Genomic DNA, 21,568 nt, shown 5'->3' on the forward strand with positions numbered 1-21,568 from the left:
TCAACCTCCGTAGGGCTCAAGCACGAGATCGCGGGTGACGATCACGCGGACGGGGAAGCCCGGCCGGATGGTCAACGTCGGGGCAATGTTGAGCTGACGCTGCACGATCTGCTGGCCGGTCTGGTTGATGCTGTCGGACGCGCCGTTGCGCAGCGCGCGGATGATGTCGCTGTCGAGAAAACTCGCACGGACCTTCGACGACAGGGCCTCATCCTCTCTTGCTCGACGGCTCGGCGAACGCGTCAGCCAAGCGTGAAAGCCGGAAAGCGACACACCGAGCGCCTCGCACAACCACTTGATCGGCCAGATCGCTCGGTGTTTCGCGATGAAGCCGAACTTCATGTCGACTCCCTCGCGAAGAAGGCCGCGGCTTTTTTTAGAATGTCGCGCTCCGCCTTGAGCTTGGCCACCTCACGTCGAAGTCGCTCGATCTCGAGCTGTTCCGGTTTCATCTGGCCTTGACCAGGAAACGCCTGAGCCGGATCGAAGGCAAATTCCTTGACCCATTTGCGGAGCTGGTTCTCGTGCAGGTCAAGATCCCGCGCCGCCTGCGCGACGCTGACGCCGCGCTCCCGGACCAGCCTCACGGCCTCCAACTTGAACTCTCTGCTGAAACGTCTGCGTACCATTCGAAGTCTCCGATTCCATCATGACACCTAAACTCGGTGTCCGTGAAACCGGCAGCAGGCCAATCGGTGGCGGCAGAAACCGAGCGGTGAGATTCGGCCAACCTAGTTCGGCAGAGGCTGGGTCGTTCGAAACCGGAGTCTCCTTCCTGCCCCCATCCCGGACGTAACAGTCTGGCGGAGGAAACGCCAAAAAGCCGGGCGCTCAGAATTTTGCCCGATTCTCAATTGCCGCCCGCACTCTTCGCCGGACGGAAATCGAATACCGCCTAGCCACTTGGCTTAGGCATAGAACGCGCCGGCTTACAGTCAGCCTTCCCCCCGACCGCCCATAAACGCCATCGAGGGCGGCAACAGCGTCGGCACGCGTTTCTCTCCATTCACCCAGGCGTCGATCATGTCGGCCCATTCCTGGAGCATATGCCGGCGCTGCGGTTCGTATTCCGCCTTGTTGGAGACGCCGCGCGATGAGCGCCCGTCCTCATGGGCGAGGCACTTCTCTATCCAGTCGCTGTTGAAACCCATCTCGTTCAAGAGCGTCGAGCCGGTCCGGCGCAGGTCGTGCACCGTGAACGGTTCCAGCGGCAGCCCCTCCTTCTTCGCTTGCGCCACGACGGCCGTGGTCACGCGATTGAAGGTGGCGCGCGACATGGGGGCGTCGGCGTCGTAGCGGGACGGCAGCAGGTAGCGCGAGTTGCCGGCGCAGGTCTTGAGCGCAATCAGGATGTCGAGCGATTGTTGCGACAGGTAGACGTTGTGCGCCTTCGACCGCTTCATGCGCTCCTTCGGAATGGTCCAGACGGCGTTCTCGAAATCGACTTCGTCCCAGATGGCGTCCTGCAGTTCACTCTTGCGCACCATGGTGAGCAGGATCAGGCGCAAGCCAAGACGGATCGTCGGCAGGGTCGGCACGTGCTCGATCTGCTGCAGCATGATCTTGATCTCGGCCGGCGACAGCGCGCGGTCCTTCGGCTGGAAGGTCGCGATCGAGGCCGGCCCGACCTCGTCAGCCGGGTTCGGCACCTTCTCGCCGTGCAGGATGGCGAAGGCGAAGATCTGTTTGACGATGTCGCGGGCGTGGATGGCGGTCGCGGGGGCGCCGCGCTCCTTCACCTTAGCGCAGAGTTGGCGCAGATCATCCGGCGTCACCTCGGTCAGAAGGCGGTTCTTCCAGGTGGGGAGAATGTCACGATCGAGGATGGCCTTACGCATCGAGCGGGTGCTTTCCGCCATGCGCGCGTCCTTGATCCATAAGGCGCTCACCGCACCGAAGCTGCGCTCCATGGCCTTGCGTCGCTTGTCGCGCTGTTTCTCGTGGGCGGGGGATAGCCCCTCCGCCACCTGCTTGCGAGCGGCGATGCAACGCTCGCGGGCTTCGGCGAGCGTAAGGCCATCGGCGCCATAGCGGCCGATCGTCAGCGTCTCCCGGCGACCGTTCAGACGGTAGTCGTACCGGAAGGTGATTTGGCCTGTCGTGGCGACGGAAACGTACATACCGTCACGGTCGGCCACCTTGTATAATTTATCTTTTGGTTTCAGCCTCTTGATGGCCATCTCGGTAAGCATGGAGACGGCCTCGTTGACGATCGAGAACGCTTTTCGACCTCCATTTTTACCGTCAAGTCCAATACCGTCGATCAACATGAATAATCGTGATAAAACAGCGTACTAGCTTGCCTTCCCATGGGGCGCTTCCGTTTTCGGCCTGACCGTCGGGCAAGAATCCGGCTGACGGCGAAAATCACGTACCGTCGCGCGTACCGTCAAGTCCCATCGCTTCAAGGCGATAGGCTCCGATAGTGATCGTCCGATTTTTTGTTTTATTTCAGCCAGTTATGAGGATGTGGCGATCGTTCGCGAAACGCCGTGAACTTGCATCTTTCACTCCCACTCGATCGTTCCCGGCGGCTTCGACGTTACGTCGTAGACGACGCGGTTGACGCCTTTGACCTCGTTGATGATGCGGGTGGCGGCGCGGGCCAGGAAGGTCATGTCGAAATGGTAGAAGTCGGCGGTCATGCCGTCGACGGAGGTGACGGCGCGCAGCGCCAGGACGTGCTCGTAGGTGCGGCCGTCGCCCATGACGCCGACGGTCTGGACCGGCAGCAGCACCGCGAAGGCCTGCCAGATGGCGTCGTAGAGGCCGGCCTTGCGGATCTCGTCGAGATAGATCGCGTCGGCCTTGCGCAACGTGTCGAGCTTGTCCTTGGAAATACCGCCCGGGCAGCGGATGGCGAGGCCCGGACCCGGGAAGGGATGGCGACCGACGAAGGCCTCCGGCAGGCCGAGTTCGCGGCCGAGCACGCGGACCTCGTCCTTGAACAGTTCGCGCAGCGGCTCGACCAGCTTCATCTTCATGCGCTCGGGCAGGCCGCCGACATTGTGGTGCGACTTGATCGTCACGGAGGGGCCGCCGACGGCCGAGACGCTCTCGATCACGTCCGGATAGAGCGTGCCCTGGGCGAGGAAATCGGCACCGCCGATCTTGGCGGCCTCGGCATCGAAGGTCTCGATGAACAGGCGGCCGATGATCTTGCGCTTCTGCTCGGGGTCGGAGACGCCGGCGAGCGCGCCGAGGAAGGTCTCGCTGGCGTCGACATGGACCAGCGGAATGTTGTAGTGGCCGCGGAACAGGCGGACCACCTCCTCGGCCTCGTTCATGCGCATCAGGCCGTGATCGACGAAGATGCAGGTCAGCTGGTCGCCGATCGCTTCGTGGATCAGAACGGCCGCGACCGCGGAATCGACGCCGCCGGACAGGCCGCAGATGACCCTGGACGAGCCGACCTGGGCGCGGATGCGCGCGATCATGTCCTGCCGGAAGGCCGCCATGGTCCAGTCGCCGGGAAGACCCGCGACGCGGTGGACGAAATTGGCCAGAAGCTTCGCGCCGTCGGGGGTGTGCACCACCTCCGGGTGGAACATGAAGCCGTAGAACTTGCGTGCCTCGTTCTGGATGATCGCGAAGGGCGCGTTCTCCGACGTGCCGGCGACCTCGAAGCCCGGCGGCAGGGCGACGATGCGGTCGCCATGGCTCATCCAGACAGTGTGCCGTTCGTCGGCGCCCCAGACGCCGTCGAACAGGGCCGAGGGCTTGTTCACGTCGACCAGCGCGCGGCCGAATTCGCGGTGATGGCCGCTCTCGACCCGGCCACCGAGCTGCTCGGCCATGCACATCTGCCCGTAGCAGATGCCGAGCACCGGTACGTCGGCCTCGAACACCGCCTGCGGCGCACGCGGGCTGTCGTCCTCGGTCGTCGAGGCCGGACCGCCGGACAGGATGATCGCCTTCGGGCGCATGGCTGCGAGTGCGGCCTCGGCCTTCTGGTAGGGGACGATCTCGGAATAGACCCCGGCCTCGCGGACGCGACGGGCGATCAGTTGCGTCAGCTGCGAGCCGAAATCGACGATGAGGACAGAGTTCGTGTGCATGGACGGGGTTTAAGGCGTTCGACCGCCGCGCGCAAGATTTCCGCGGCCTCGCACCAGCCATGCCGTGCGCGGCCAAGCCGGCTCCATGGGCGGATATCGGGGCGTCCGGCGGGGCGCTTTCCCTCAGGTCGCGCGCGATCAGCACGGCGCACCGGCCCGCCCCGGTAGCCCGGCCGACGGGCGCCGCCTCGCCAGGTCGGGCGGGCGGGACACGGGCCATTGCGGTGCCCCCCGCCCCGCCCCTTCATCCATCACATGTCGGTCCCCTTGACGCGCATCAGGATCTGCTCGGTGCGGGCATCCTCGATGCGGCTGGCGAGCCGGCCGGCCTCGTGATTGTCGCGCAGCGTCTTGGTCAGCGTCACGATCGACTGCACGAGCGTGACGATGCCCATGCCGAGATAGCCCTTGCTCCACCAGTCGACCGGCAGGAACAGGACGCCGGTGGCGACCAGGCCGGCGGCGGCGAAGGTCGACGCATAGGTGAAGCTGACCCAGGCGGAGGTATGCGGATGGGCGGTGGCGGTCATGGCGGTCTCCTTCGATCAAAGCCGAGTTTCGGTACGGGGATGGGTTCAGAGGCCGGCGGGCGGGTCGCCGGCCATGCGCCGCCTGAGACGGGCGATCACGTCATTCGCGGTGGCCGAGGGGCGCGGGCCGTGGCCGGCGGCGGCCATGCGGGCGGCGACGGCATCCGGGCCGGTCTCGCGTTCCAGGCCGTCGAGCGCGGCCTCGGCGTCGGCGACGTGCCTCTGCCGGCTGCGCAGGCGCTCGAGCGTCGTCTCAGCCTCGCGCAGGGTGGCGCGGTGCAGCGACGGGGTCTCGATGCGGCCGCGGCGCAGGGTCCGGACCGCTTCCGCGGCGCGGGCGGTGCGGCGGCCGCGGTCGAGCCGGGCGAGCCGGGCCTCGGCATCGGCGACATGGGCCTTGAGTCGCCCGATCTCGGCGGCGAAGAGGCGGCGGGACTCGACTGCCGCGCCGCGATCGGCCTCCAGACCGGCGATCGCGGCGGCGCCCTCCTCGGCGAGGCGATCGTCGCCGACTTCGAGCGCGGCCATGACGCGGGCCTCCAGGTCGCGGATGCGCGCCTCGGCGGCCGCGATGCCGCCCTCCTCCGCGCGGTCGCCGGCGATGGCTACGGCGAGCGCCTTGCGGGCCTCACAGAGGGCGGCGGCGCCGTCGCGGATCTGCTGGTCGAGCAGCGCCAGGGCGTGGCGGTCCGCGAAGGCCTCCTCGGCCGCGGCCGCCTCGCCGCGCATCAGGGTGATGATGGTCTTGAGCATCGGTTCGCTCCCGTTATGAACATTGTTCATATGCAGACCATACCGCATAATGAACAATGTTCAAGACAGGAAACACCAATCCCCTCACCCCTCACGACACCGTGATGGACGACTGCGAAGGACTCGTGCGGCGGGTATGGATGGAAAGCCGATCCGGAAGCGATCGGGTGGCCGACATCGCCACGCACAAAGGCACCGGCAGGGTGCGGGCCCTGCCGGTGCAGTCGCGGTGGGATCGGGCGGGCCGTCGGCAGCGCGATTCCCACTGGGTGGTCACCGGCGACGGGCCGCGGCCGGAAGCCGATACCCCGTCGAGACGGGATCGCGATCAGGCCTGGTCAGGCGAAGCGGGCGATCTCGTCGGCTTCGAGCCGCGGCAGGCGGCCGAACAGGGTCGCGCGGTCGCCGTAGCCGATGTTGATCAGCATGGTCGCATGCCAGGGCTCGTCGGCGAAGAAGGCGGCGTCGACCTTGTCGGCGTCGAAGCCGGTCATCGGGCCGGTATCGAGGCCGAGCGCGCGCAGGGCGACGATCAGATAGGCGGCCTGCAGGGTGCTGCTCTGGGCGGCCGACTTCTCGGCGAAGGCGGCATTGCCGGCAAACCACGAGCGGGCATCGGCATGCGGGAACAGCCGCGGCAGCTTCTCGAAGAACTCGCGGTCATAGGCGACGATCGCGGTCACCGGCGCCGCCATGGTCTTGTCGACATTGCCGGGCGACAAGGTGGGCTTCAGTTTTTCCTTGGCCTCGGCGCTCTTCACGAAGACAACGCGCATCGGCAGGGTGTTGGCGGCGGTCGGGCCCATCTTGGCCAGTTCGATGGCCTCGGTCAGCAATGCGTCGGAGACGGCACGGTCCTGGAAGGCGTTGTAGGTGCGCGCCTCGCGGAACAGAAGATCGAGATCGGCCTCGGCGAGGCGGTCGGCAGCGGCGATGCGGGCGGGAGCGTTCATGGGAGCCATCCTCGAAAGTCTTGTATGAACCCGAAATAGGCCTCAATGTGCATCGCAGCAATCGGCATTAAACCGGCACAATCTATCGGCAATGGTGATGGATGATCGAAAACCTCACGCTCGACCAGCTGCGCGTCCTGATCGCCGTCGCCGAGACCGGCAGTTTCTCGGGGGCCGCCCGGCGGCTCGGCCGGGTGCAGTCGGCGGTCAGCCAGGCGGTGCAGACGCTTGAGGCGACGCTCGGCCTGCCGGTGTTCGACCGCTCTGGGCGCACGCCGGTGCTCAACGAGGTCGGCAGCGCCATCCTGGGCGATGCGCGACGGCTGGTCGACAGTGCGCGGGCCCTCAAGGCGCGCGTCGCCGACATGGCGGCAGGCCTCGAACCGGACCTGCCGGTCGCGGTCGATGCGATCTTTCCGGTCGCGGTATTGGCCGATACCCTGCGGGCGGTCGCCGCCCGCTACGAAAGCCTCGCCGTGACGGTCTTCACCGAGGGGCTCGGCGGGCCGGAAAGCCGTCTGCGCGAAGGCGTCGTGCGGCTGGCCATCGGCGTGCATCGGGAAGGCCCGGACAGCGCCGATCTCGATACCGAATTCCTGACCCGCGTGCAGTTGGTGCCGGTCGTCGCGTCGTCCCATCCGCTCGCGGCGCGGCCGGGACCGCTGGCGCCGGCCGACCTGCTCGACGAGGTTCAACTGGTGCTGACCGACCGCACGCCGCTGACCCGCGATCGGTTCGGCGGCATCATCAGCCGGCGCATCTGGCGCTTTGCCGATATGAGCACGCGGCTGGAGTTCCTGCTCGGCGGCTTCGGCTGGTGCAACATGCCGCGCCATATGGTCGAAGGCCATATCGCGGCCGGAAGACTGGCGACGCTAGCAATCTCCGGCGCGCCCCCCGCCTCCCTGCCCCTGCACATCCTGAAACCGCGCGACCGACCGCTCGGGGTGGCCGGACAATGGTTCGTCGCCGACCTCCGCACCCGGTTGCAACGATGCCCCGGCCATTTCCGGCAATAGCCAAAGCGACCGATGGTAGAGCAGAATTACTTCATCAATAAATTGTAAGCAGGATTCGTTTATTGGACAATGATTCTTCAATTAAAATGTATCCAGGCAAAACTGAATCCATAGCAAATATATTATTTTATAAGACAACTGCATCAATTGAGTTTACAATAAATTTTGCCAGTTCCCGCTTTTTATATTTACTAAATACGCTTTAACTCGTTCAAATCCGCGCAATCCCTAGGTATTGTACCAATCAAAGGATCACGATTGGAATTTCTCATCCTTTCATCCGCAACGACTATACAAGTCGCTTTCAGTGTAGACCAATTTCGACCCAAGGCCGAAGGCTTTAACGTTACTCGAATCCGCTGAACCTCCTTACCGTTTACTCCTTTTTCAAGATAATTTTTGAAATCTGACCAAATTATGAAGTTTTTTCGGTCAACTTTGCCATCAACGCTAATCTTCATGCGGGGATAGTAAGCCACCTCAAAATCGACCCCAGAACCAGTCTTCAGGAAAATTTTGGAAGCTGACTTCTGTTCAATACTTATCTGAGTGCGTTCAGTATAATATTGAGCCGTCAAGATAATTGAAAATATCACCTGATCTTTGACATCAAGCAAATCAAGTTGAGCTTCTCCAGGGTCTACGGATGCGTCAAATCCCTGAGCTCCAAAATTCGCAAGTGCTAAACGGTCAACAACAACTATAAGATTCGCATCCTCTTTGCATTCACTGCCATTCTGGTGGGAGCAAGTAAACTCCAAACTACGAATTGGATATATTCGCACATCCGGACCAATTACATATCCCCATGCCTGCCATACCAAACCAATTACCGAAAGAAGGAGCGCAAGCGCGGCACCCCAGCCACCAACTTCAATACCAAATAAATAGATTTTACTTACATCTTTCTTGGCTTTTTCTCTTCTAAAAATATCATACATCTAATGGCTCCCAAGCGAATTCATTTGGTTTTGTTGCAGACCTTTTTCTCGATGATCATTGCCGCAATCGCCTGGGGGCACATCCCAGCTTTCGGGCATTTTGGGCAATCATCTTCCTTCTGCCAAATATCCATCAAAAATGAACTAGAAACAGGATTTTGATGTGTGTTAAATTTGATTTCTCCCGCAGAAGTTTGAAATTCTTTGAATTTAATAACGTTCAGTACATCTTGCCTTTTGTATGATTTCGAGATGCGCATAGCTTGTTCAAAAATTTCTAACGAAGAATACCCAAGTATTGCATGCTTTGTAATGTCTTGGCTATTTTCTTTAAGCATTCTTTCGACTTTAAATAATTTGACCAACTCCGGTTTAGCAAAGATTCCGACGCCCGAATAAATTTCGGGTGCAAAACGCTCTGACAACTCATAAACCAAATGGGGAACGTTATGCCTTTGAAAAACATCTAAACTAGCCATAATGTTCACTCCACAATTATATTCAACTGCAAAGTCAAGGTCGGCAATAAGATATTCATTTCTCAATATTTTACCTGGTGTACACGACGAGTCAATTTCAATTAAACTAATTTTCCTTCCATCTATACCACCGCCTGCGTTCAGCATAGCTATCTTCAGCTTGCTGGCTTGAACAACTTCGGTGCCAATAATAGAAAGCGGTCCACTTAGGGGAGCGATCAATCCAACCTTTAAATCATCGGCTGCTTGAGTTGCAAATGTAAACATTGCGGTAAAATATAAAGTCGCGAAACGTACCAACCATGTCATTTTTAACTCCATATTCTCGAACTACAAAATTACCAGGCAGCGATGTAACTCGCTCGTACCATATCTTTGAACTGAAATTGTATAATTAATACTGTCACTTTGTAACACGGATTTTGAGTCCTTACAAGCGCACATAAGAAAATTCAAGCTAAGTTTTCCGGTTGCGTCGTTAAATTGCCCGCCTACGCGCCAACTGCGCCAGGATGACCGGGCCCGCCAGGACGAGACCGGCGATAGAGGACCAGATTTCGGGCGCGATCAGCAGGAACGACGCCACTGCGAGCACGAGGCGCTCCCACAGCCGTGCCGGCACCAGGAGATAGGCCGAGAAGGCCGCGGACAGGAAGGTGATGCCGATCACGCAGCCGGCGAAGGCGGTCGCGAAGTCCGGCCAGTTGAAGCCCTTGGCGACCAGCAGGATCGAGGGCGAGAAGACGAACACGAACGGCACCAGGGCCTTGCCGAGCGCAAGCCGGAAGGCGGTGTTGCCGGTCTTGAACGGGTCAGCCCCGGCCATTCCGGCGGCCGCATAGGCGGCGATGGCGACCGGCGGGGTAATGTCGGCCAGGACGCCGTAATAGAACACGAAGAAATGCGCCACGATCGGCTCGACGCCGAGGAGCCCGAGCGCCGGGGCGGCGACCGTGACCATGATGATGTAGGTCGCCGTGGTCGGGATGCCGCAGCCCATCAGCACGCAGACGATGGCGGTCAAGATCAGCGTGAACAGGAGCGTCAGCGTCTGCAGGCCCATCAGCCAGGCCGGCAGCAGGGCCGCGGTCGCCTGCGCCATGTCGGCGGCGAAAGAGGTGACGATGAAGGAGATCTTGAAGCCGACGCCGGTCAACGTGACCACGCCGACGACGATGCCGACGCAGGCCGAGGCGACGCCGACCGCGAGCGCATATTTGGCGCCGTCGCGCAGCCCCTCGAAAATCTCGATCGGCCGCATCCGCCGCATCGGGTTGAAGAGGCCGACCAGCACCGCCAGCGTGATGCCGGTGAAGGCCGCGAGATAGGGCGTGTAGCCTGAAAACAGCATGTAGATCAGGCCGACCAGCGGGATCACGGTCGGCCAGTCGCGCTTGAAGGCGGCCTTCAGGTCCGGCATCTCGTCGGGCCGGAGGCCGCGCAGCCCGTCGCGCTTGGCCTCGAAATGGACCTGCATGAAGACGCCGAAGAAATGCATGAAGGCCGGGATGATCGAGGCCAGGATGATCGTGGTGTAGGGCAGGTTCAGGAATTCGATCATCAGGAAGGCGGCCGCGCCGAGGATCGGCGGGGTGATCTGGCCGCCGGTCGAGGCGGTCGATTCCACGGCGGCGGCGAAGTGCTTCTTGTAGCCGAGGCGGACCATCATCGGGATGGTCAGCGAGCCGACCGTGACCGTGTTGGCGACCGAGGAGCCCGAGATCATGCCGAACAGGGCCGAGCCGAAGATCGACACCTTTGCCGGGCCGCCGGCATAGCGGCCGGCCACCCAGGCGGCGCAATCCAGAAAAAGCTGGCCGAGCCCGATCCGGGTCGCGAACACACCGAACAGCACGAAGTGGAAGACGTAGGTGGCGACGACGCCGAGCGCGACGCCGTAGATGCCCTGGCTGGTCAGGTAGAGGTGGTTGACGAGTTGCGACACGGTCGCGCCGGGATGCACGAAGATGCCCGGCATCTGCGGGCCGAACAGCGCATAGGCCATGAACGAGATGGCGATCAGCGGCAGCGGCCAGCCGATGGTGCGCCGGTTGGCCTCGATCAGCAGCACGATCAGGATGGCGCCGAGCGCCACGTCGGTGCTGGTCGGGTTGCCGACCCGGAAGGCGAGATCGTCGAGCGGGATCAGCGGCACATGCAGCACGGCGGCGAGTGCGGCGGCGAAGAGAACCCAGTCGAGCAGCGGAATGCCCAGCGGCGCCAGCAGGCGGCCGGCCGGCGGTGCCGAGTAGCCGCGCGGGGTGGCGGGGAAGACCAGGAAGACCAGGCCGAGCACGAAGGCGAGATGGATGCCCCGATGCAGCATCTCGGACAGGAGCCCGAACCCCGCCGTGTAGTAGTGGAACAGCGACAGGACGACCAGCGCACCGCCGACGATCCGGCCGGCCAGCGACCCGAGCGGCCGGAAGCGCATTTCGGGATCGAACTTCTCCTCAAGTTCGCGCGCCTTGGCTTCGTCGAGTTCAAGCTGGGTCATCGAAGGGTCCGGTGGATGGCCTGTCTGCGGGGATATCGACGTCGTTGCGCATGCGGAGGAAAAGGACGGCCGGGGCGATTTCCTCAATCCCTCAGCGCGCCATCCCTTAGCCCCCTGAAGGGGGGAGAAGGTGCCCGAAGGGCGGATGAGGGGGTCGATCACGCGTCAACGCCCCAATGTGGCGGTCCGGCCGCCAGCCCCGCCGCTCCGAACCGCCGGTCCTTCACGACGCTTCGGCATCCAGGCCCCCTCATCCGGCCTTCGGCCACCTTCTCCCCCTTGGCAGGGGGCGAAGGGGAAAACCGCGGGATTGGGCGGTTGGAAGTCCTTGCGAGGGCAGAGTTTCGGCTTGCCAGCGCCTACCTAAGTTTCTGCCTTCAGGCACGCCATCCAGACTCTCGTCCAGCCGGACCTTTCCCGCGCTCAGGTCTGCAGGCCACCAGCAAGTCCCGACCCCGCGGCTCCATCCCCTTCTCCCTCCGGAGGGGGGACAAGGTGCCCGAAGGGCGGATGAGGGGGACGATGCCCGTCACCTGCCTGCCCGCACGGTGATGGCGACCCCGCCTTCGTACCGGAATCCTGGGCACCACTGGGCTATCCAGGCCTCCTCATCCAGCCTTCGGCCACCTTCTCCCCCTTGGCAGGGGGAGAAGGGGAAAACCTGGAGATCGGGCGGCTGGAGAACTCGCGAGCCTCAAATCCCGGCCGCAACCTCAAGTCGTCACTTCAGGAGGCCGGCTTCCTTGTAGAACTTCTCGGCGCCGGGATGCAGGGGCACGCCGAGGCCGTCGAGGGCGGTTTCCTTGCGGATCGCCTTGCCCTTGGCGTGGCCGGCATCCATCAGCTTGCGCGAATTGTCGTTCCAGAGCGCCTTGGTGACGCCGTAGACGAGGTCATCGGCGATCTTGGTCGAGGTGACCCACTGGGCGTTGACCGAGATGGTCTCGATCGCGCCGACATCCTTGTAGGTCCCGGCCGGGACGCTGTCCTTGGCGAAGAACTTGTAGTCGGCCAGGATCTTGGTCGATTCCGGCCCGGTGATCGGCACCAGTTCGACGCCGGCCGAGGTGGCCAGTTCCGAGATCGCGCCGGCCGGATAGCCGCCGACGAAGAAGAAGGCATCGAGCGCACCGTCGCGCAGCCGGTCGCCGGCCGCGTTCGGCTTCAGATATTCCGGCTTGATGTCCTTCTCGGAGATGCCGTAGGCGCCGAGCACGATGCGGGCGTCGATCAGCGTGCCCGAACCCGGCTCGTCGAGCGAGACGCGCTTGCCCTTCAGATCCGCCGGCGACTTGATGCCGGCGCCCTTGCGGGCGACCAGATGGATGGTCTCGGGATAGAGATTGGCGATCGAGCGAAGGCCCTCGACCTTGCCCTTACCCTCGTAGACGCCGGTGCCGGTATAGGCCCAATAGGCCACGTCGGACTGGGTGAAACCGGATTCCATCGCGCCCGATGCGATCGCGTTGATGTTGGCGACCGAGCCGTTCGAGGCGACCGCCGTGGCGATCAGGCCGGGCACGCCGCAGGAGCCGCCCTGGTCGCAAGGCCGGCTGCCGGGCGGGTTCGAAATCGCATTGGCGAGCAGGCCGCCGATCGGGAAATAGGTACCGGCGGTGCCGCCGGTGCCGATCCGGAAGAAGCTCATCTGCTGGGCGGCCGCCACGCCCGCCCCCGCCACCACGGCAACCGCCAGACCGGCCGCCACGATCCGCTTCAACGCCTTCGTCACAGTCATGATGTCGCTCCCGGGCGGGCCCCTCGCCCGCCGCCCCTGATGATGACGGCAGGCTATCAGGTCGACGGTATCGGGCAACCCAAATTGAAACCACGAGCTGACTTCGGAATCCTGCACGACAATGGATCCCCTCCCAGATAGCGATCACGAGGCGGCACTATCTTGACAATGCCTATCGACGAAATACACTCATAGAGAGAGTAAAAAATGTTTCAGCTTTCCGGGTGGCGTCACTATGACAAAGACGTTTAAGCTTATTGCTGTGTCATTAGCCTGCCTTTTCCTGCAATCTTGCTATCAGATCAAAGAACCAATTTTTGATAAGGGACAAAGATCAACAATATCCGGCGATATTTTGTGTTCAAATCTAATGTCCGGGAAGGCATTTAAAGATACACTGAAGGAAATTTCGACCGGCTGGATCAGCGTAGACTATCGTTATAAATCTGGCGATGGAACCGTTCTTACTTTTTCAAGCGGACCCGAGGATGTTAACATCGTTCAAATGACGCAAATAGATGGAAGCATCAGTATATTTTTTTCAGATTCAAAAGATGACATGTTGACAATTTACGCTCCTGACATTGTTGGCAAAATGAACAGACTTGAGGAATTTCGTATTCGAAGCAATGTGGCAATCACCCGAGGCACCGGTGGAAGCGCTTTGATCTCGGGTGAGAGGCCGAATATTCTTAAGTATTTATCTATGCATAGAAGGGACCTGCTTACGCCTGTGGTTCTTTGCCGACGTGCATAGCACAGGTGGAGGCCCCTACCCCTTCACCTCCCTCCGGAACACGTCGAGCGCATGCGCCTTGGCGGCGACGAAGCGCGGATCGGACATCGAGTCCGGCGTGCGCGGGCGCGGCATGTCGAAGCTCATATATTCGGCGATGCGCGTCGGGCGACGGGTCAGGAGCAGCACCTTGTCGGCGAGGTAGACTGCATCCTCCAGGTCGTGCGACACGATCACCATGGTGACGCCCGACTTCAGGTAGATTTCCTGCAGCTTTTCGCGGATGAACAGCGTCATCTCATAGTCGAGCGCCGAGAAGGGCTCGTCCAGGAACAGCACCTCGGGGCGCGGCGCCAGTGCGCGCATGATGCAGACGGTCTGCTGCTGGCCGCCGGACAGTTCATAGGGGTAGCGGTTCAGGTCGAACTGGATCTCGAAGGAGGCGATCAATTCTTCGACGCGGGCCTTGACGGCAGGTTCCGGCATGCCGGCCCGGCGCAGCGGATAGGCGATGTTGTCGATCGACTTCAGCCAGGGAAACAGTGCCTCGCGGTACTGCTGGAAGACGTAGCCGATCACGGTCTGCTTCAGGCTCTTCCCGTCGAACAGGATCGAGCCGGAATCGACCGGGATCAGGCCCGCGATCATGTTCATCAGCGTGGACTTGCCGCAGCCGTTCGGCCCGAAGATCGAGACGATCCGGCCTTCCGGCAGGTCGAGGTCGAAGTCGCGGTAGAGCGGCTGGCCCTTGAAGGCCTTGTTGAGGCCGCGCACCGTGATGTGCGTGCGCTCGCGCCGGAGCGCCATGGGCAGGTCCGCCGCGGCGGCGAGGTCCGGTCCGGCCATGTTCATTTGCCGCTCCAGTGAATGAAGCGCTTCTCGAGGAGGAGGAACGCCAGGTTGAGGAGATAGCCGAGCGCCCCGGTGATCAGGATCGAGGCATACATGTCCTTGACGTTCAGCACCTGCTGGGCGTCGATGATGCGGTGGCCGAGCCCGGTTTCCGAGCCGATGAACATCTCCGCCACGATGACGATGACGAGTGCGATCGAGACCCCGGTGCGCAGGCCGACGAAGGTCTGCGACAGGCTTTCCCAGATCAGCACGTCCTTGAAGATCTGCCAGGAATTCGAGCCCATCACGCGCGCCGCCAGGATGCGGGTCTTGCGCGCGTTCATCACCCCGTAGGCGCTGTTGAACAGGATCACCAGGAAGGCCGCGAAGGAGGCGATGGCGATCTTGTTCGCATCGGTGATGCCGAAGATCAGCAGGAACAGTGGGATCAGCGCGCTCGACGGGGTCGAGCGGAAGAAGTCGATCAGGAACTCGACGCTGCGATAGGCGGATTCCGACGCCCCCAGGGCCACGCCGATCGGCACTCCGATCGCGGCTGCGATGACGAAGGCGGTGCCGGTGCGCAGGAAGGTCGACGCGACGTCGACCTGCATGCCGCCCTTGCCGAAGGACGTGAACAGATGGGCGACCGTCTCGAAGGGCGACGGGAACAGCACCTTGTTGACCAGGCCGTAGGCGACGGCCACGTACCAGACCGCGAAGAACAGGATAGGCCCGATGATGGGCAGGAGACGGCGTGCGTCGAAGGTCTCCATCGCGTCAGGCCTTGTACAGCATGGCGCCGACATCGAGCTTCTTCGTGAAGATGCCGCGATCGGTGAAGACGTCGAAGAACTTCTGGAAGAAGGCCACATCGGACGGCGTGAACTCGTGCGCCAGCGTGAAGCCGGGCAGCGGCACTTCCGCCGCGAGATCCTCCTCGATGCCGGTATAGCCCTTCAGGTACTTGCGCACCTCGTCGGGCCGCTTGCGCACCATCTCGACCGCTTCGCCATAGGCGGCGATGTAGCGCTTGGCGAGATCCGGCTGGGCGGCCAGGAAGGTCGTCGCCACGGAGGCGGAGCCGCCGAACCAGGGCGCCTTCTCGTCGTCGAGCACATAGGTCGAGATGACGCCGGTCTCCAGGACGCGCGCGGCCTTCTTCAGCCGGCCGACGGTGCCGGTCGGTTCCAGCGTGTAGACGGCGTCGACCTGGCCGGCGGCCAGCGCCGGCACATGCTGGCCGATCGGCAGTTCGACCGGCTTCGGATCCTTGATGCCGTTCTTCTCCAGGATGACCTTGGCAAGCGTCACGTTCTGGATGCCGGGGCCGCAGGCGACCTTCTTGCCGGCGAGTTCGGCGATCGACTTGATCGGACTGTCGAAACCGACCAGCATCTCATCGAGCACATATTGCTTGTTGCTCGGATTGGAGCAGATGATCCGGACGAGGTTCGGCGAGGTGATTTCGCCGAGGCCGATCGCCGCCGAGGCGGTGCCGTTGGCCGAACCCTCAAGCCGGCCCGCGATCAGGGCCTCGACGACCTGCGCGGCGCTGGCGAACTTGACCGCCTCCACATCCAGCCCGGCCTTCTTGAAGATGCCCGCCTCGACGCCGGCATAGAGCGGCAGGCCGCCGGCGATCGGCCAGAAGCCGATCCGGATCTTCGACGACTGGGCGCGGACGATGGCGGGCGCACCGATCGTCGCGGCGGCGGCGAGACCGGCTCCGAGACCCAGGACATGGCGGCGGGAGGGAACGGCAATCAGGTCGGTCGGCATGGATGGGTCTCCGGTCGCGGCAGGTCCGCCGCCTCGCAGACCTGTTTTGCAACCGGCGTGCCAGCCCTACGCCAACCGCACGCCGCTCATTTAAGACATGAGCTTTTTCCGACAAACGGCTGCCGTGGATAATCTATCGCATCCCGCGCATAGGTTCCGGGCCTTGACGCGATCCGAACCGCCGAAATGTCATGCATACAATTATCGGGCAATCGCCCAATCTTGCGCCGCTGCCAGTCCTCTGCCCCCGGACGACGCGGCGCCGCCCGGAGGCGCGAGAGGCAGGATCAGGCAGCCGCTTCCAACACGGCGACGAAGAAACCGTCGGTGCCGGCCGAGGCCGGGCTCAGCCGCAGGACCGGGGCGACACGCTCGTTGCGGCGCACGAAGCGGGCAAGTGCGGCCGCGGTCGCCGGGTCCGTCTTGGCGAGGCCGGCGAGCGGCTCGATCAGCGTGAAGTCGGGGTGACGGATCAGGAAGTCCGCGATCCGGTCCTCGTTCTCGTCGGCCAGTACCGAGCAGGTGACATAGACCAGCCGGCCGCCGGGCCGCACGAAGCGCACGGCCTCGTCGAGCACGGCGTCCTGCTCGGCCATGCGCGCCTCGAGCGCCGCCTCGGTCAGCCGCCACTTGGCATCCGGGCGGCGGCGCCACGTGCCGGTACCGGTGCAGGGGCTGTCGACCAGCACGAGGTCCATCCGGCCGGCCAGATCGGCGAGCACGTCCGTCTTGCCCGGCGTGCGCACCTGCACGTCATGCACGCCGGAACGCTTCAGGCGGTCGAAGATGTCCTTCATCCGCCGCTTGTCGTCGTCATAGGCGTAGATCTGGCCCTTGTTCTCGAAGGCCGCAGCCAGCGCCAGCGTCTTGCCGCCGCCGCCGGCGCACAGGTCGAGGATCTGCGTGCCGCCGAAGGCCGCCGCGACCAGGGCGGCGATCTGCGAACCCTCGTCCTGGATCTCGACATGGCCCTTCAGATAGGCCGGCTCGCTCTCGATATGCGGCGCGCGGCCGGGGCCGCCGGGCACCGGCACCCGGATGCCGACCGGCGACAGCCGTCCGGCGACGGCGCCCGTCTCCTCCAGCGCCTTCAGGGCCTTGTCGCGCGTCGACTTGAGCGCGTTGGCGCGCAGGTCGACCGGGGCCCGCGTCGCCAGGGCGGCGCCTTCGGCCGCGGCATCGTCGCCGAAGACGCGCAGGAACGCGGTCTCCAGCCAGGCCGGATAGTCGCCGCGCACCGGATCGGGCGCATCGGCGAGGCCGTCCTCGGTGCCGAGCCGGGTCCGCTCGTCGTCCGACAGGGGCGCCGGCGCATGCGGCTCGGCCAATGCCACGTCCAGCCCGGCGAGCCCCTGCCCCCAGGTCCAGACATAGGTGCCGAGCACCAGGGCGCGCGGGCTTTCCGCGCCCATCCGCCAGCCGATCGAAGACCGCTTGCGCAAGGAATCGTAGACCAGGTTGCCGATCGCGGCCCTGTCGCCGGAGCCTGCGAAGCGGTGCTTGGTGCCCCAGTCCTTCAGGGCCTCGGAGACCGGCCGATGGTTCGTTTCGATGTCGGAGAGAATTTCGATCGCGGCTTCGAGCCGCCCGCCGGTCTTCATGGTCGTTCCGTTCGTGAAGGCCGGCCCGGTCAGACCGGCCGCCCGACCAGGATCGGAACGGCCAGCATCGCGGTCATGATCATCAATGCGACCACGCCCACCAGGAAGATGGGCCCTCGGCGTCGCAATGCATTGGAACCGGCATGCACCACCGTATGCCCGATGCGCGCGGCAACGTAAACCCAGGCAAACACGGCGAGCGGCAGCGAAACCAGCTTCAGGACCAGCGCCAGCAGCCCGAGGGCATAGAAAAGGGTCGGCGTTTCGAACTGGTTGTTCATGTTGTTGGCGATTTGCTGCGTCTTGTCCGGCCAGCCATAGGGCTCCAGCATGGCTCGCTTCGGCGCCTTGCCGGCCCTCACGGAGTGGAAGCGGGCCCGGCCGGCGGCGAGCATGACCAGGAAGGTCCAGACGATCTGGGCCAGCAGCGCAAGGACGAGCAGGCGTTCGGCAAGGGTCAAGGGATCGATCTCCGGTTTTGACTTGGGATACGGCCGCACGTGGTTGCCGGACCACAACCCGGCACCGCGCGGCACCGGCCATCCGAACCGCAATCGCCGGCCGGAAGATGACGAAACCCGCCGCTCCGGTCTGGAACGACGGGTTTCGATGATCGTCCGGCACCGTGCCGGTCGCCGTCAGATGTTCGACGGATAGTTCGGGCTCTCGCGCGTGATGGTCACGTCGTGGACGTGGCTTTCGCGCAGGCCGGCGCCGGAGATGCGGACGAAGCGGGCGCGGCGGGTGAATTCGGGGATGGTCGGCGCGCCGACATAGCCCATGGCGGCACGCAGGCCGCCGGCGAGTTGGTGCAGCACGGCGCCGAGCGGCCCCTTGTAGGGCACCTGGCCCTCAATGCCTTCCGGCACCAGCTTCAGGGTGTCGCGCACCTCCGCCTGGAAGTAGCGGTCGGCCGAGCCGCGCGCCATGGCGCCGATCGAGCCCATGCCGCGATAGGCCTTGAAGCTGCGGCCCTGGTGCAGATAGGTCTCGCCCGGGCTCTCCTCGGTGCCGGCCAGCAGCGAGCCGACCATCGCCACCGCGGCACCGGCGGCGAGCGCCTTGGCCAGATCGCCCGAATATTTGATGCCGCCGTCGGCGACGATCGGGACACCCTGGTCGGCCGCGGCCGAGACCGCGTCCATGATGGCGGTCAGCTGCGGCACGCCGACGCCGGCGACGACGCGCGTGGTGCAGATCGAGCCCGGACCGATGCCGACCTTGATCGCATCGGCGCCGGCATCGATCAGGGCCTTGGCGCCGTCTGCGGTGGCCACGTTGCCGGCCGCGACCTGGACCAGGTTGGAGAGCTTCTTGACGCGGCTGACCATGTCCAGCACGCGCTGGGAATGGCCGTGGGCGGTATCGACCACCAGCATGTCGACGCCGGCATCGATCAGGGCCTCGGCGCGCTCGAAGCCCTGGTCTCCGACCGTGGTCGCGGCCGCGACGCGCAGGCGACCCTGGGCATCCTTGGCGGCGTTGGGATGCAGTTGCGCCTTCTCGATGTCCTTCACGGTGATCAGGCCGATGCAGCGATAGTCGGCATCGACCACCAGCAGCTTCTCGATCCGGTGCTTGTGCAGGATCCGCTTGGCCTCCTCCTGCAGCACGCCTTCGCGCACCGTGACCAGGTTCTCGCGCGTCATGAGTTCGTAGACGCGCTGGTTCGGATTGGAGGCGAAGCGGACGTCGCGGTTGGTCAGAATGCCGACAAGGCGACCGAGCCGGGAACCGCCGGCGCCACCGTTCTCGACCACCGGGATGCCGGAGATACGATAGGACTTCATCAGCGCGAGCGCGTCGGCGAGCGTCGCGTCGGGGCCGATCACGATCGGATTGACCACCATGCCGCTCTCGAACTTCTTGACCCGGCGGACCTCCTCGGCCTGCTCCTCGATCGTGAAGTTGCGATGCAGCACGCCCATGCCGCCGGCCTGCGCCATGGCGATGGCCAGGCGCGAATCGGTCACCGTGTCCATGGCGGCCGACAGGATCGGGATGTTGAGCTCGATTTCGCGCGTCACCCGGGTGCGGATGTCGACCTCGCCGGGCATGACCTCGGAGTGGCCGGGCAGCAGCAGCACGTCGTCGAAGGTAAGCGCTTCGCGTCCCTGTGCGGGTTCGTAGAAGACCGCCATGGCCAACTGTCCTTTCGAATGGATGAACGACCGACGCGCGGCAGGGGGGAATCCCGTCGCCGATCGCCTCTGTCGTCTCAAGGTGAAGTTGGCGCGGGTGAGTAACATGGTTTCGACGGTGGGGGAAGCGCACAACGCCCCGATCGGCATGCCGCAGCGGCGACGCCGGGTCCGCCGTTTGACATGGCTGTCGCCGATCCCAAATAGATGTCGACGTCCCTTGCGGGCGAAAATGGACATCACTTGCGATACGGGAGAACCGGTATGGACGAGGCGACCTTCAAGGCCACGGTCAAAACACTGAAATTCCATAAGGATGTGAAGAAGCTCGAGCTCGTCGGCGACAAGTTGACAGCCCATTGGACCAACGACAAGGGCGATGCCGACAAGGACTTCTCGGTCACCCTGACGGCGGCCACGAAGGCCCTCGACGCATCCGGTGCCGCCTTCGCCGAAGCGGCCGCGAAGGAATTCGTAACCGCCTGGGACGCGATGAAGGCCGAACGCAAGAAGGACAAGAAAGACAAGAAGGACAAGGACTGATCCGGTTCTGAGCCGCGGTCCTGCAGCGCGCACAGCCCGGCCGAATCCCCTCGGCCGGTGCCCTTCCCAACCGCCGCGCAGTGCCGGTCCGGTGCGGCGTCAGGGCGGACGACCCGGGAAGGCCTTCGGCGCCCAAGGGCGCGGTTCGGCAGTGCCGCGCGCCGGGTTCGACTTGAGCCGCCCCGGCGATCGCGTGGCGGGCCCCCTCAGCGAGCGCCCTCGTAGGTCGCCGGGAAATGGCTGTCGATCAGCACGATCTGGCTCGGACCCGGCACGCTGCCGATCCGGTTGATCAGGTCGTCGGCGTCGATCGACCCTTCGGCGAAGGTCTTCGGAGTGCCGACATTGACATCGACCGCCGGCAGATAGCGGCGGCCCTGCACGGTCGCGCCGTGACCCGAATAGTAGACGAACAGGCAGGCATTCTCCGGCGCGCCGTCGATGAAGGCGGAGATCCCGGCCTTGAGCGTCTTCAGATCGGCGTCGATCAGGCTGGTCGTCTCGATGCCGAGTTCCTGGAATCGCGCGGCGACGCGTTCGGCGTCGAGCTTAGGCGCCTGCAGGCGCAGTCCGGCCGGATAGGCAGCATTGCCCACCACCAGCCCGAGCGGCTTGCAGTCTGCCGGCACCGTGGCGCGGTCGACCGGACCATGGGCGATCAGGCGGGCATGCTGGCGGCCGCCCGACCGGCCGGCGACCTCGGCCGAGATGCGATCGAACCACCGCGCGACCGTCTGCTCGCGCTCCAGGGCAGTCGCCGCAACCGGCGACATGGCACTGCCGGTGCAGGGATTGTCGGCACAATCGAGCGCATTCTCCCCCGGGAGGGTCGCCTCGATGACGACCAGGCCTGCGGAATCAGTCGGCACGCGGGCAAGACGGGCCTCGGCGGCAAACGTGGCGACGAGGAGCATCGCGGCTGCGGTGGCGCAGGCACCGGGCTTCAGGTGGAAAGGGGTCATG

Annotated in this window: 19 protein-coding genes and 2 pseudogenes; 3 read left to right on the forward strand and 18 right to left on the reverse strand. The window is 63.8% G+C overall.

Features of this window, described 5'->3' with window-relative positions; translation table 11 throughout:
- The 7 genes and pseudogenes from KL771_RS00730 to KL771_RS00760 form a co-directional block, all read right to left on the reverse strand.
- A pseudogene (locus KL771_RS00730) lies at window positions 1–174 on the reverse strand (TrbI/VirB10 family protein); the annotation flags it as partial.
- A pseudogene (locus tag KL771_RS00735) lies at window positions 166–629 on the reverse strand (transposase); the annotation flags it as partial. The pseudogenes KL771_RS00730 and KL771_RS00735, both read right to left, overlap by 9 nt.
- Window positions 630–935: 306 nt before the next feature.
- On the reverse strand, window positions 936–2,192 hold the full coding sequence (locus KL771_RS00740; protein WP_261967072.1) for a tyrosine-type recombinase/integrase: 1,257 nt from the start codon (window positions 2,190–2,192) through the stop codon (window positions 936–938).
- Between the two features lie 315 nt (window positions 2,193–2,507).
- On the reverse strand, window positions 2,508–4,058 hold the full coding sequence (guaA, locus tag KL771_RS00745) for a glutamine-hydrolyzing GMP synthase (protein ID WP_261966652.1): 1,551 nt from the start codon (window positions 4,056–4,058) through the stop codon (window positions 2,508–2,510).
- Between the two features lie 251 nt (window positions 4,059–4,309).
- Window positions 4,310–4,588, reverse strand: coding sequence for a YiaA/YiaB family inner membrane protein (locus tag KL771_RS00750; protein ID WP_261966653.1), 279 nt, complete (start codon window positions 4,586–4,588; stop codon window positions 4,310–4,312).
- A gap of 45 nt (window positions 4,589–4,633) precedes the next feature.
- Complete coding sequence (locus KL771_RS00755) at window positions 4,634–5,341, reverse strand: PspA/IM30 family protein (RefSeq protein ID WP_261966654.1); 708 nt, start codon at window positions 5,339–5,341, stop codon at window positions 4,634–4,636.
- Between the two features lie 338 nt (window positions 5,342–5,679).
- Window positions 5,680–6,294, reverse strand: coding sequence for a malonic semialdehyde reductase (locus tag KL771_RS00760; RefSeq protein ID WP_261966655.1), 615 nt, complete (start codon window positions 6,292–6,294; stop codon window positions 5,680–5,682).
- A 101-nt stretch (window positions 6,295–6,395) separates the two neighbouring features.
- Here KL771_RS00760 and KL771_RS00765 point away from each other — a divergent pair, with 101 nt between their 5' ends.
- Window positions 6,396–7,313 carry a LysR family transcriptional regulator gene (locus tag KL771_RS00765; RefSeq protein WP_261966656.1) on the forward strand — a complete coding sequence of 306 codons (918 nt, stop codon included), beginning with the start codon at window positions 6,396–6,398 and terminating at the stop codon, window positions 7,311–7,313.
- 191 nt (window positions 7,314–7,504) lie between these two features.
- Here the strand turns inward: KL771_RS00765 and KL771_RS00770 are convergent, their stop codons facing one another.
- From KL771_RS00770 to KL771_RS00785, 4 genes are all read right to left on the reverse strand, one after another.
- Window positions 7,505–8,254 carry a hypothetical protein gene (locus KL771_RS00770; RefSeq protein ID WP_261966657.1) on the reverse strand — a complete coding sequence of 250 codons (750 nt, stop codon included), beginning with the start codon at window positions 8,252–8,254 and terminating at the stop codon, window positions 7,505–7,507.
- A gap of 20 nt (window positions 8,255–8,274) precedes the next feature.
- A complete protein-coding gene (locus KL771_RS00775) occupies window positions 8,275–9,042 on the reverse strand; it encodes an ABC transporter substrate-binding protein (RefSeq protein ID WP_261966658.1) in 768 nt (255 codons plus the stop codon).
- A 169-nt stretch (window positions 9,043–9,211) separates the two neighbouring features.
- The gene (locus tag KL771_RS00780) at window positions 9,212–11,230 is read right to left on the reverse strand and encodes a TRAP transporter permease (RefSeq protein ID WP_261966659.1); all 2,019 of its coding nucleotides are present in this window, start codon (window positions 11,228–11,230) and stop codon (window positions 9,212–9,214) included.
- 721 nt (window positions 11,231–11,951) lie between these two features.
- Window positions 11,952–12,968, reverse strand: coding sequence for a TAXI family TRAP transporter solute-binding subunit (locus KL771_RS00785; protein ID WP_261966660.1), 1,017 nt, complete (start codon window positions 12,966–12,968; stop codon window positions 11,952–11,954).
- 235 nt (window positions 12,969–13,203) lie between these two features.
- Between KL771_RS00785 and KL771_RS00790 the strand changes: the two genes are divergently transcribed.
- Window positions 13,204–13,725, forward strand: coding sequence for a hypothetical protein (locus KL771_RS00790; RefSeq protein WP_261966661.1), 522 nt, complete (start codon window positions 13,204–13,206; stop codon window positions 13,723–13,725).
- A gap of 15 nt (window positions 13,726–13,740) precedes the next feature.
- Here the strand turns inward: KL771_RS00790 and KL771_RS00795 are convergent, their stop codons facing one another.
- From KL771_RS00795 to guaB, 6 genes are all read right to left on the reverse strand, one after another.
- Window positions 13,741–14,556, reverse strand: coding sequence for an ABC transporter ATP-binding protein (locus KL771_RS00795; protein ID WP_261966662.1), 816 nt, complete (start codon window positions 14,554–14,556; stop codon window positions 13,741–13,743).
- Window positions 14,553–15,314 carry an ABC transporter permease gene (locus tag KL771_RS00800; RefSeq protein ID WP_261966663.1) on the reverse strand — a complete coding sequence of 254 codons (762 nt, stop codon included), beginning with the start codon at window positions 15,312–15,314 and terminating at the stop codon, window positions 14,553–14,555. Before KL771_RS00800 ends, KL771_RS00795 begins: the two co-directional genes overlap by 4 nt.
- Before the next feature lie 4 nt (window positions 15,315–15,318).
- Window positions 15,319–16,320: an ABC transporter substrate-binding protein gene (locus KL771_RS00805; RefSeq protein ID WP_261966664.1), complete on the reverse strand. Its 1,002-nt coding sequence runs from the start codon at window positions 16,318–16,320 to the stop codon at window positions 15,319–15,321.
- Between the two features lie 287 nt (window positions 16,321–16,607).
- Window positions 16,608–17,921, reverse strand: coding sequence for an RsmB/NOP family class I SAM-dependent RNA methyltransferase (locus tag KL771_RS00810; protein ID WP_261966665.1), 1,314 nt, complete (start codon window positions 17,919–17,921; stop codon window positions 16,608–16,610).
- A 29-nt stretch (window positions 17,922–17,950) separates the two neighbouring features.
- Window positions 17,951–18,457 carry an MAPEG family protein gene (locus KL771_RS00815; RefSeq protein WP_261966666.1) on the reverse strand — a complete coding sequence of 169 codons (507 nt, stop codon included), beginning with the start codon at window positions 18,455–18,457 and terminating at the stop codon, window positions 17,951–17,953.
- Window positions 18,458–18,559: 102 nt separating this feature from the next.
- The gene (gene guaB / locus KL771_RS00820) at window positions 18,560–20,062 is read right to left on the reverse strand and encodes an IMP dehydrogenase (protein WP_261966667.1); all 1,503 of its coding nucleotides are present in this window, start codon (window positions 20,060–20,062) and stop codon (window positions 18,560–18,562) included.
- A gap of 264 nt (window positions 20,063–20,326) precedes the next feature.
- Here guaB and KL771_RS00825 point away from each other — a divergent pair, with 264 nt between their 5' ends.
- Window positions 20,327–20,605: a hypothetical protein gene (locus KL771_RS00825; protein WP_261966668.1), complete on the forward strand. Its 279-nt coding sequence runs from the start codon at window positions 20,327–20,329 to the stop codon at window positions 20,603–20,605.
- A 206-nt stretch (window positions 20,606–20,811) separates the two neighbouring features.
- On the opposite strand, the gene KL771_RS00830 is transcribed toward KL771_RS00825, so the two are convergent.
- Entirely contained in the window at window positions 20,812–21,567 is a 756-nt protein-coding gene (locus KL771_RS00830; protein ID WP_261966669.1) for a caspase family protein, read from the reverse strand.
- Window position 21,568 lies beyond the last annotated feature (1 nt).

Source organism: Prosthecodimorpha staleyi, assembly GCF_018729455.1.
Lineage (GTDB): Bacteria > Pseudomonadota > Alphaproteobacteria > Rhizobiales > Ancalomicrobiaceae > Prosthecodimorpha > Prosthecodimorpha staleyi.

Coding starts and splice junctions, on each gene's coding strand:
- KL771_RS00740 (WP_261967072.1), bottom strand. CDS start 2,192: ATGCTTACCGAGATGGCCATCAAGAGGCTGAAACCAAAAGATAAATTA.
- guaA (WP_261966652.1), bottom strand. CDS start 4,058: ATGCACACGAACTCTGTCCTCATCGTCGATTTCGGCTCGCAGCTGACG.
- KL771_RS00750 (WP_261966653.1), bottom strand. CDS start 4,588: ATGACCGCCACCGCCCATCCGCATACCTCCGCCTGGGTCAGCTTCACC.
- KL771_RS00755 (WP_261966654.1), bottom strand. CDS start 5,341: ATGCTCAAGACCATCATCACCCTGATGCGCGGCGAGGCGGCCGCGGCC.
- KL771_RS00760 (WP_261966655.1), bottom strand. CDS start 6,294: ATGAACGCTCCCGCCCGCATCGCCGCTGCCGACCGCCTCGCCGAGGCC.
- KL771_RS00765 (WP_261966656.1), top strand. CDS start 6,396: ATGATCGAAAACCTCACGCTCGACCAGCTGCGCGTCCTGATCGCCGTC.
- KL771_RS00770 (WP_261966657.1), bottom strand. CDS start 8,254: ATGTATGATATTTTTAGAAGAGAAAAAGCCAAGAAAGATGTAAGTAAA.
- KL771_RS00775 (WP_261966658.1), bottom strand. CDS start 9,042: ATGACATGGTTGGTACGTTTCGCGACTTTATATTTTACCGCAATGTTT.
- KL771_RS00780 (WP_261966659.1), bottom strand. CDS start 11,230: ATGACCCAGCTTGAACTCGACGAAGCCAAGGCGCGCGAACTTGAGGAG.
- KL771_RS00785 (WP_261966660.1), bottom strand. CDS start 12,968: ATGACTGTGACGAAGGCGTTGAAGCGGATCGTGGCGGCCGGTCTGGCG.
- KL771_RS00790 (WP_261966661.1), top strand. CDS start 13,204: ATGACAAAGACGTTTAAGCTTATTGCTGTGTCATTAGCCTGCCTTTTC.
- KL771_RS00795 (WP_261966662.1), bottom strand. CDS start 14,556: ATGAACATGGCCGGACCGGACCTCGCCGCCGCGGCGGACCTGCCCATG.
- KL771_RS00800 (WP_261966663.1), bottom strand. CDS start 15,314: ATGGAGACCTTCGACGCACGCCGTCTCCTGCCCATCATCGGGCCTATC.
- KL771_RS00805 (WP_261966664.1), bottom strand. CDS start 16,320: ATGCCGACCGACCTGATTGCCGTTCCCTCCCGCCGCCATGTCCTGGGT.
- KL771_RS00810 (WP_261966665.1), bottom strand. CDS start 17,921: ATGAAGACCGGCGGGCGGCTCGAAGCCGCGATCGAAATTCTCTCCGAC.
- guaB (WP_261966667.1), bottom strand. CDS start 20,062: ATGGCGGTCTTCTACGAACCCGCACAGGGACGCGAAGCGCTTACCTTC.
- KL771_RS00825 (WP_261966668.1), top strand. CDS start 20,327: ATGGACGAGGCGACCTTCAAGGCCACGGTCAAAACACTGAAATTCCAT.
- KL771_RS00830 (WP_261966669.1), bottom strand. CDS start 21,567: ATGACCCCTTTCCACCTGAAGCCCGGTGCCTGCGCCACCGCAGCCGCG.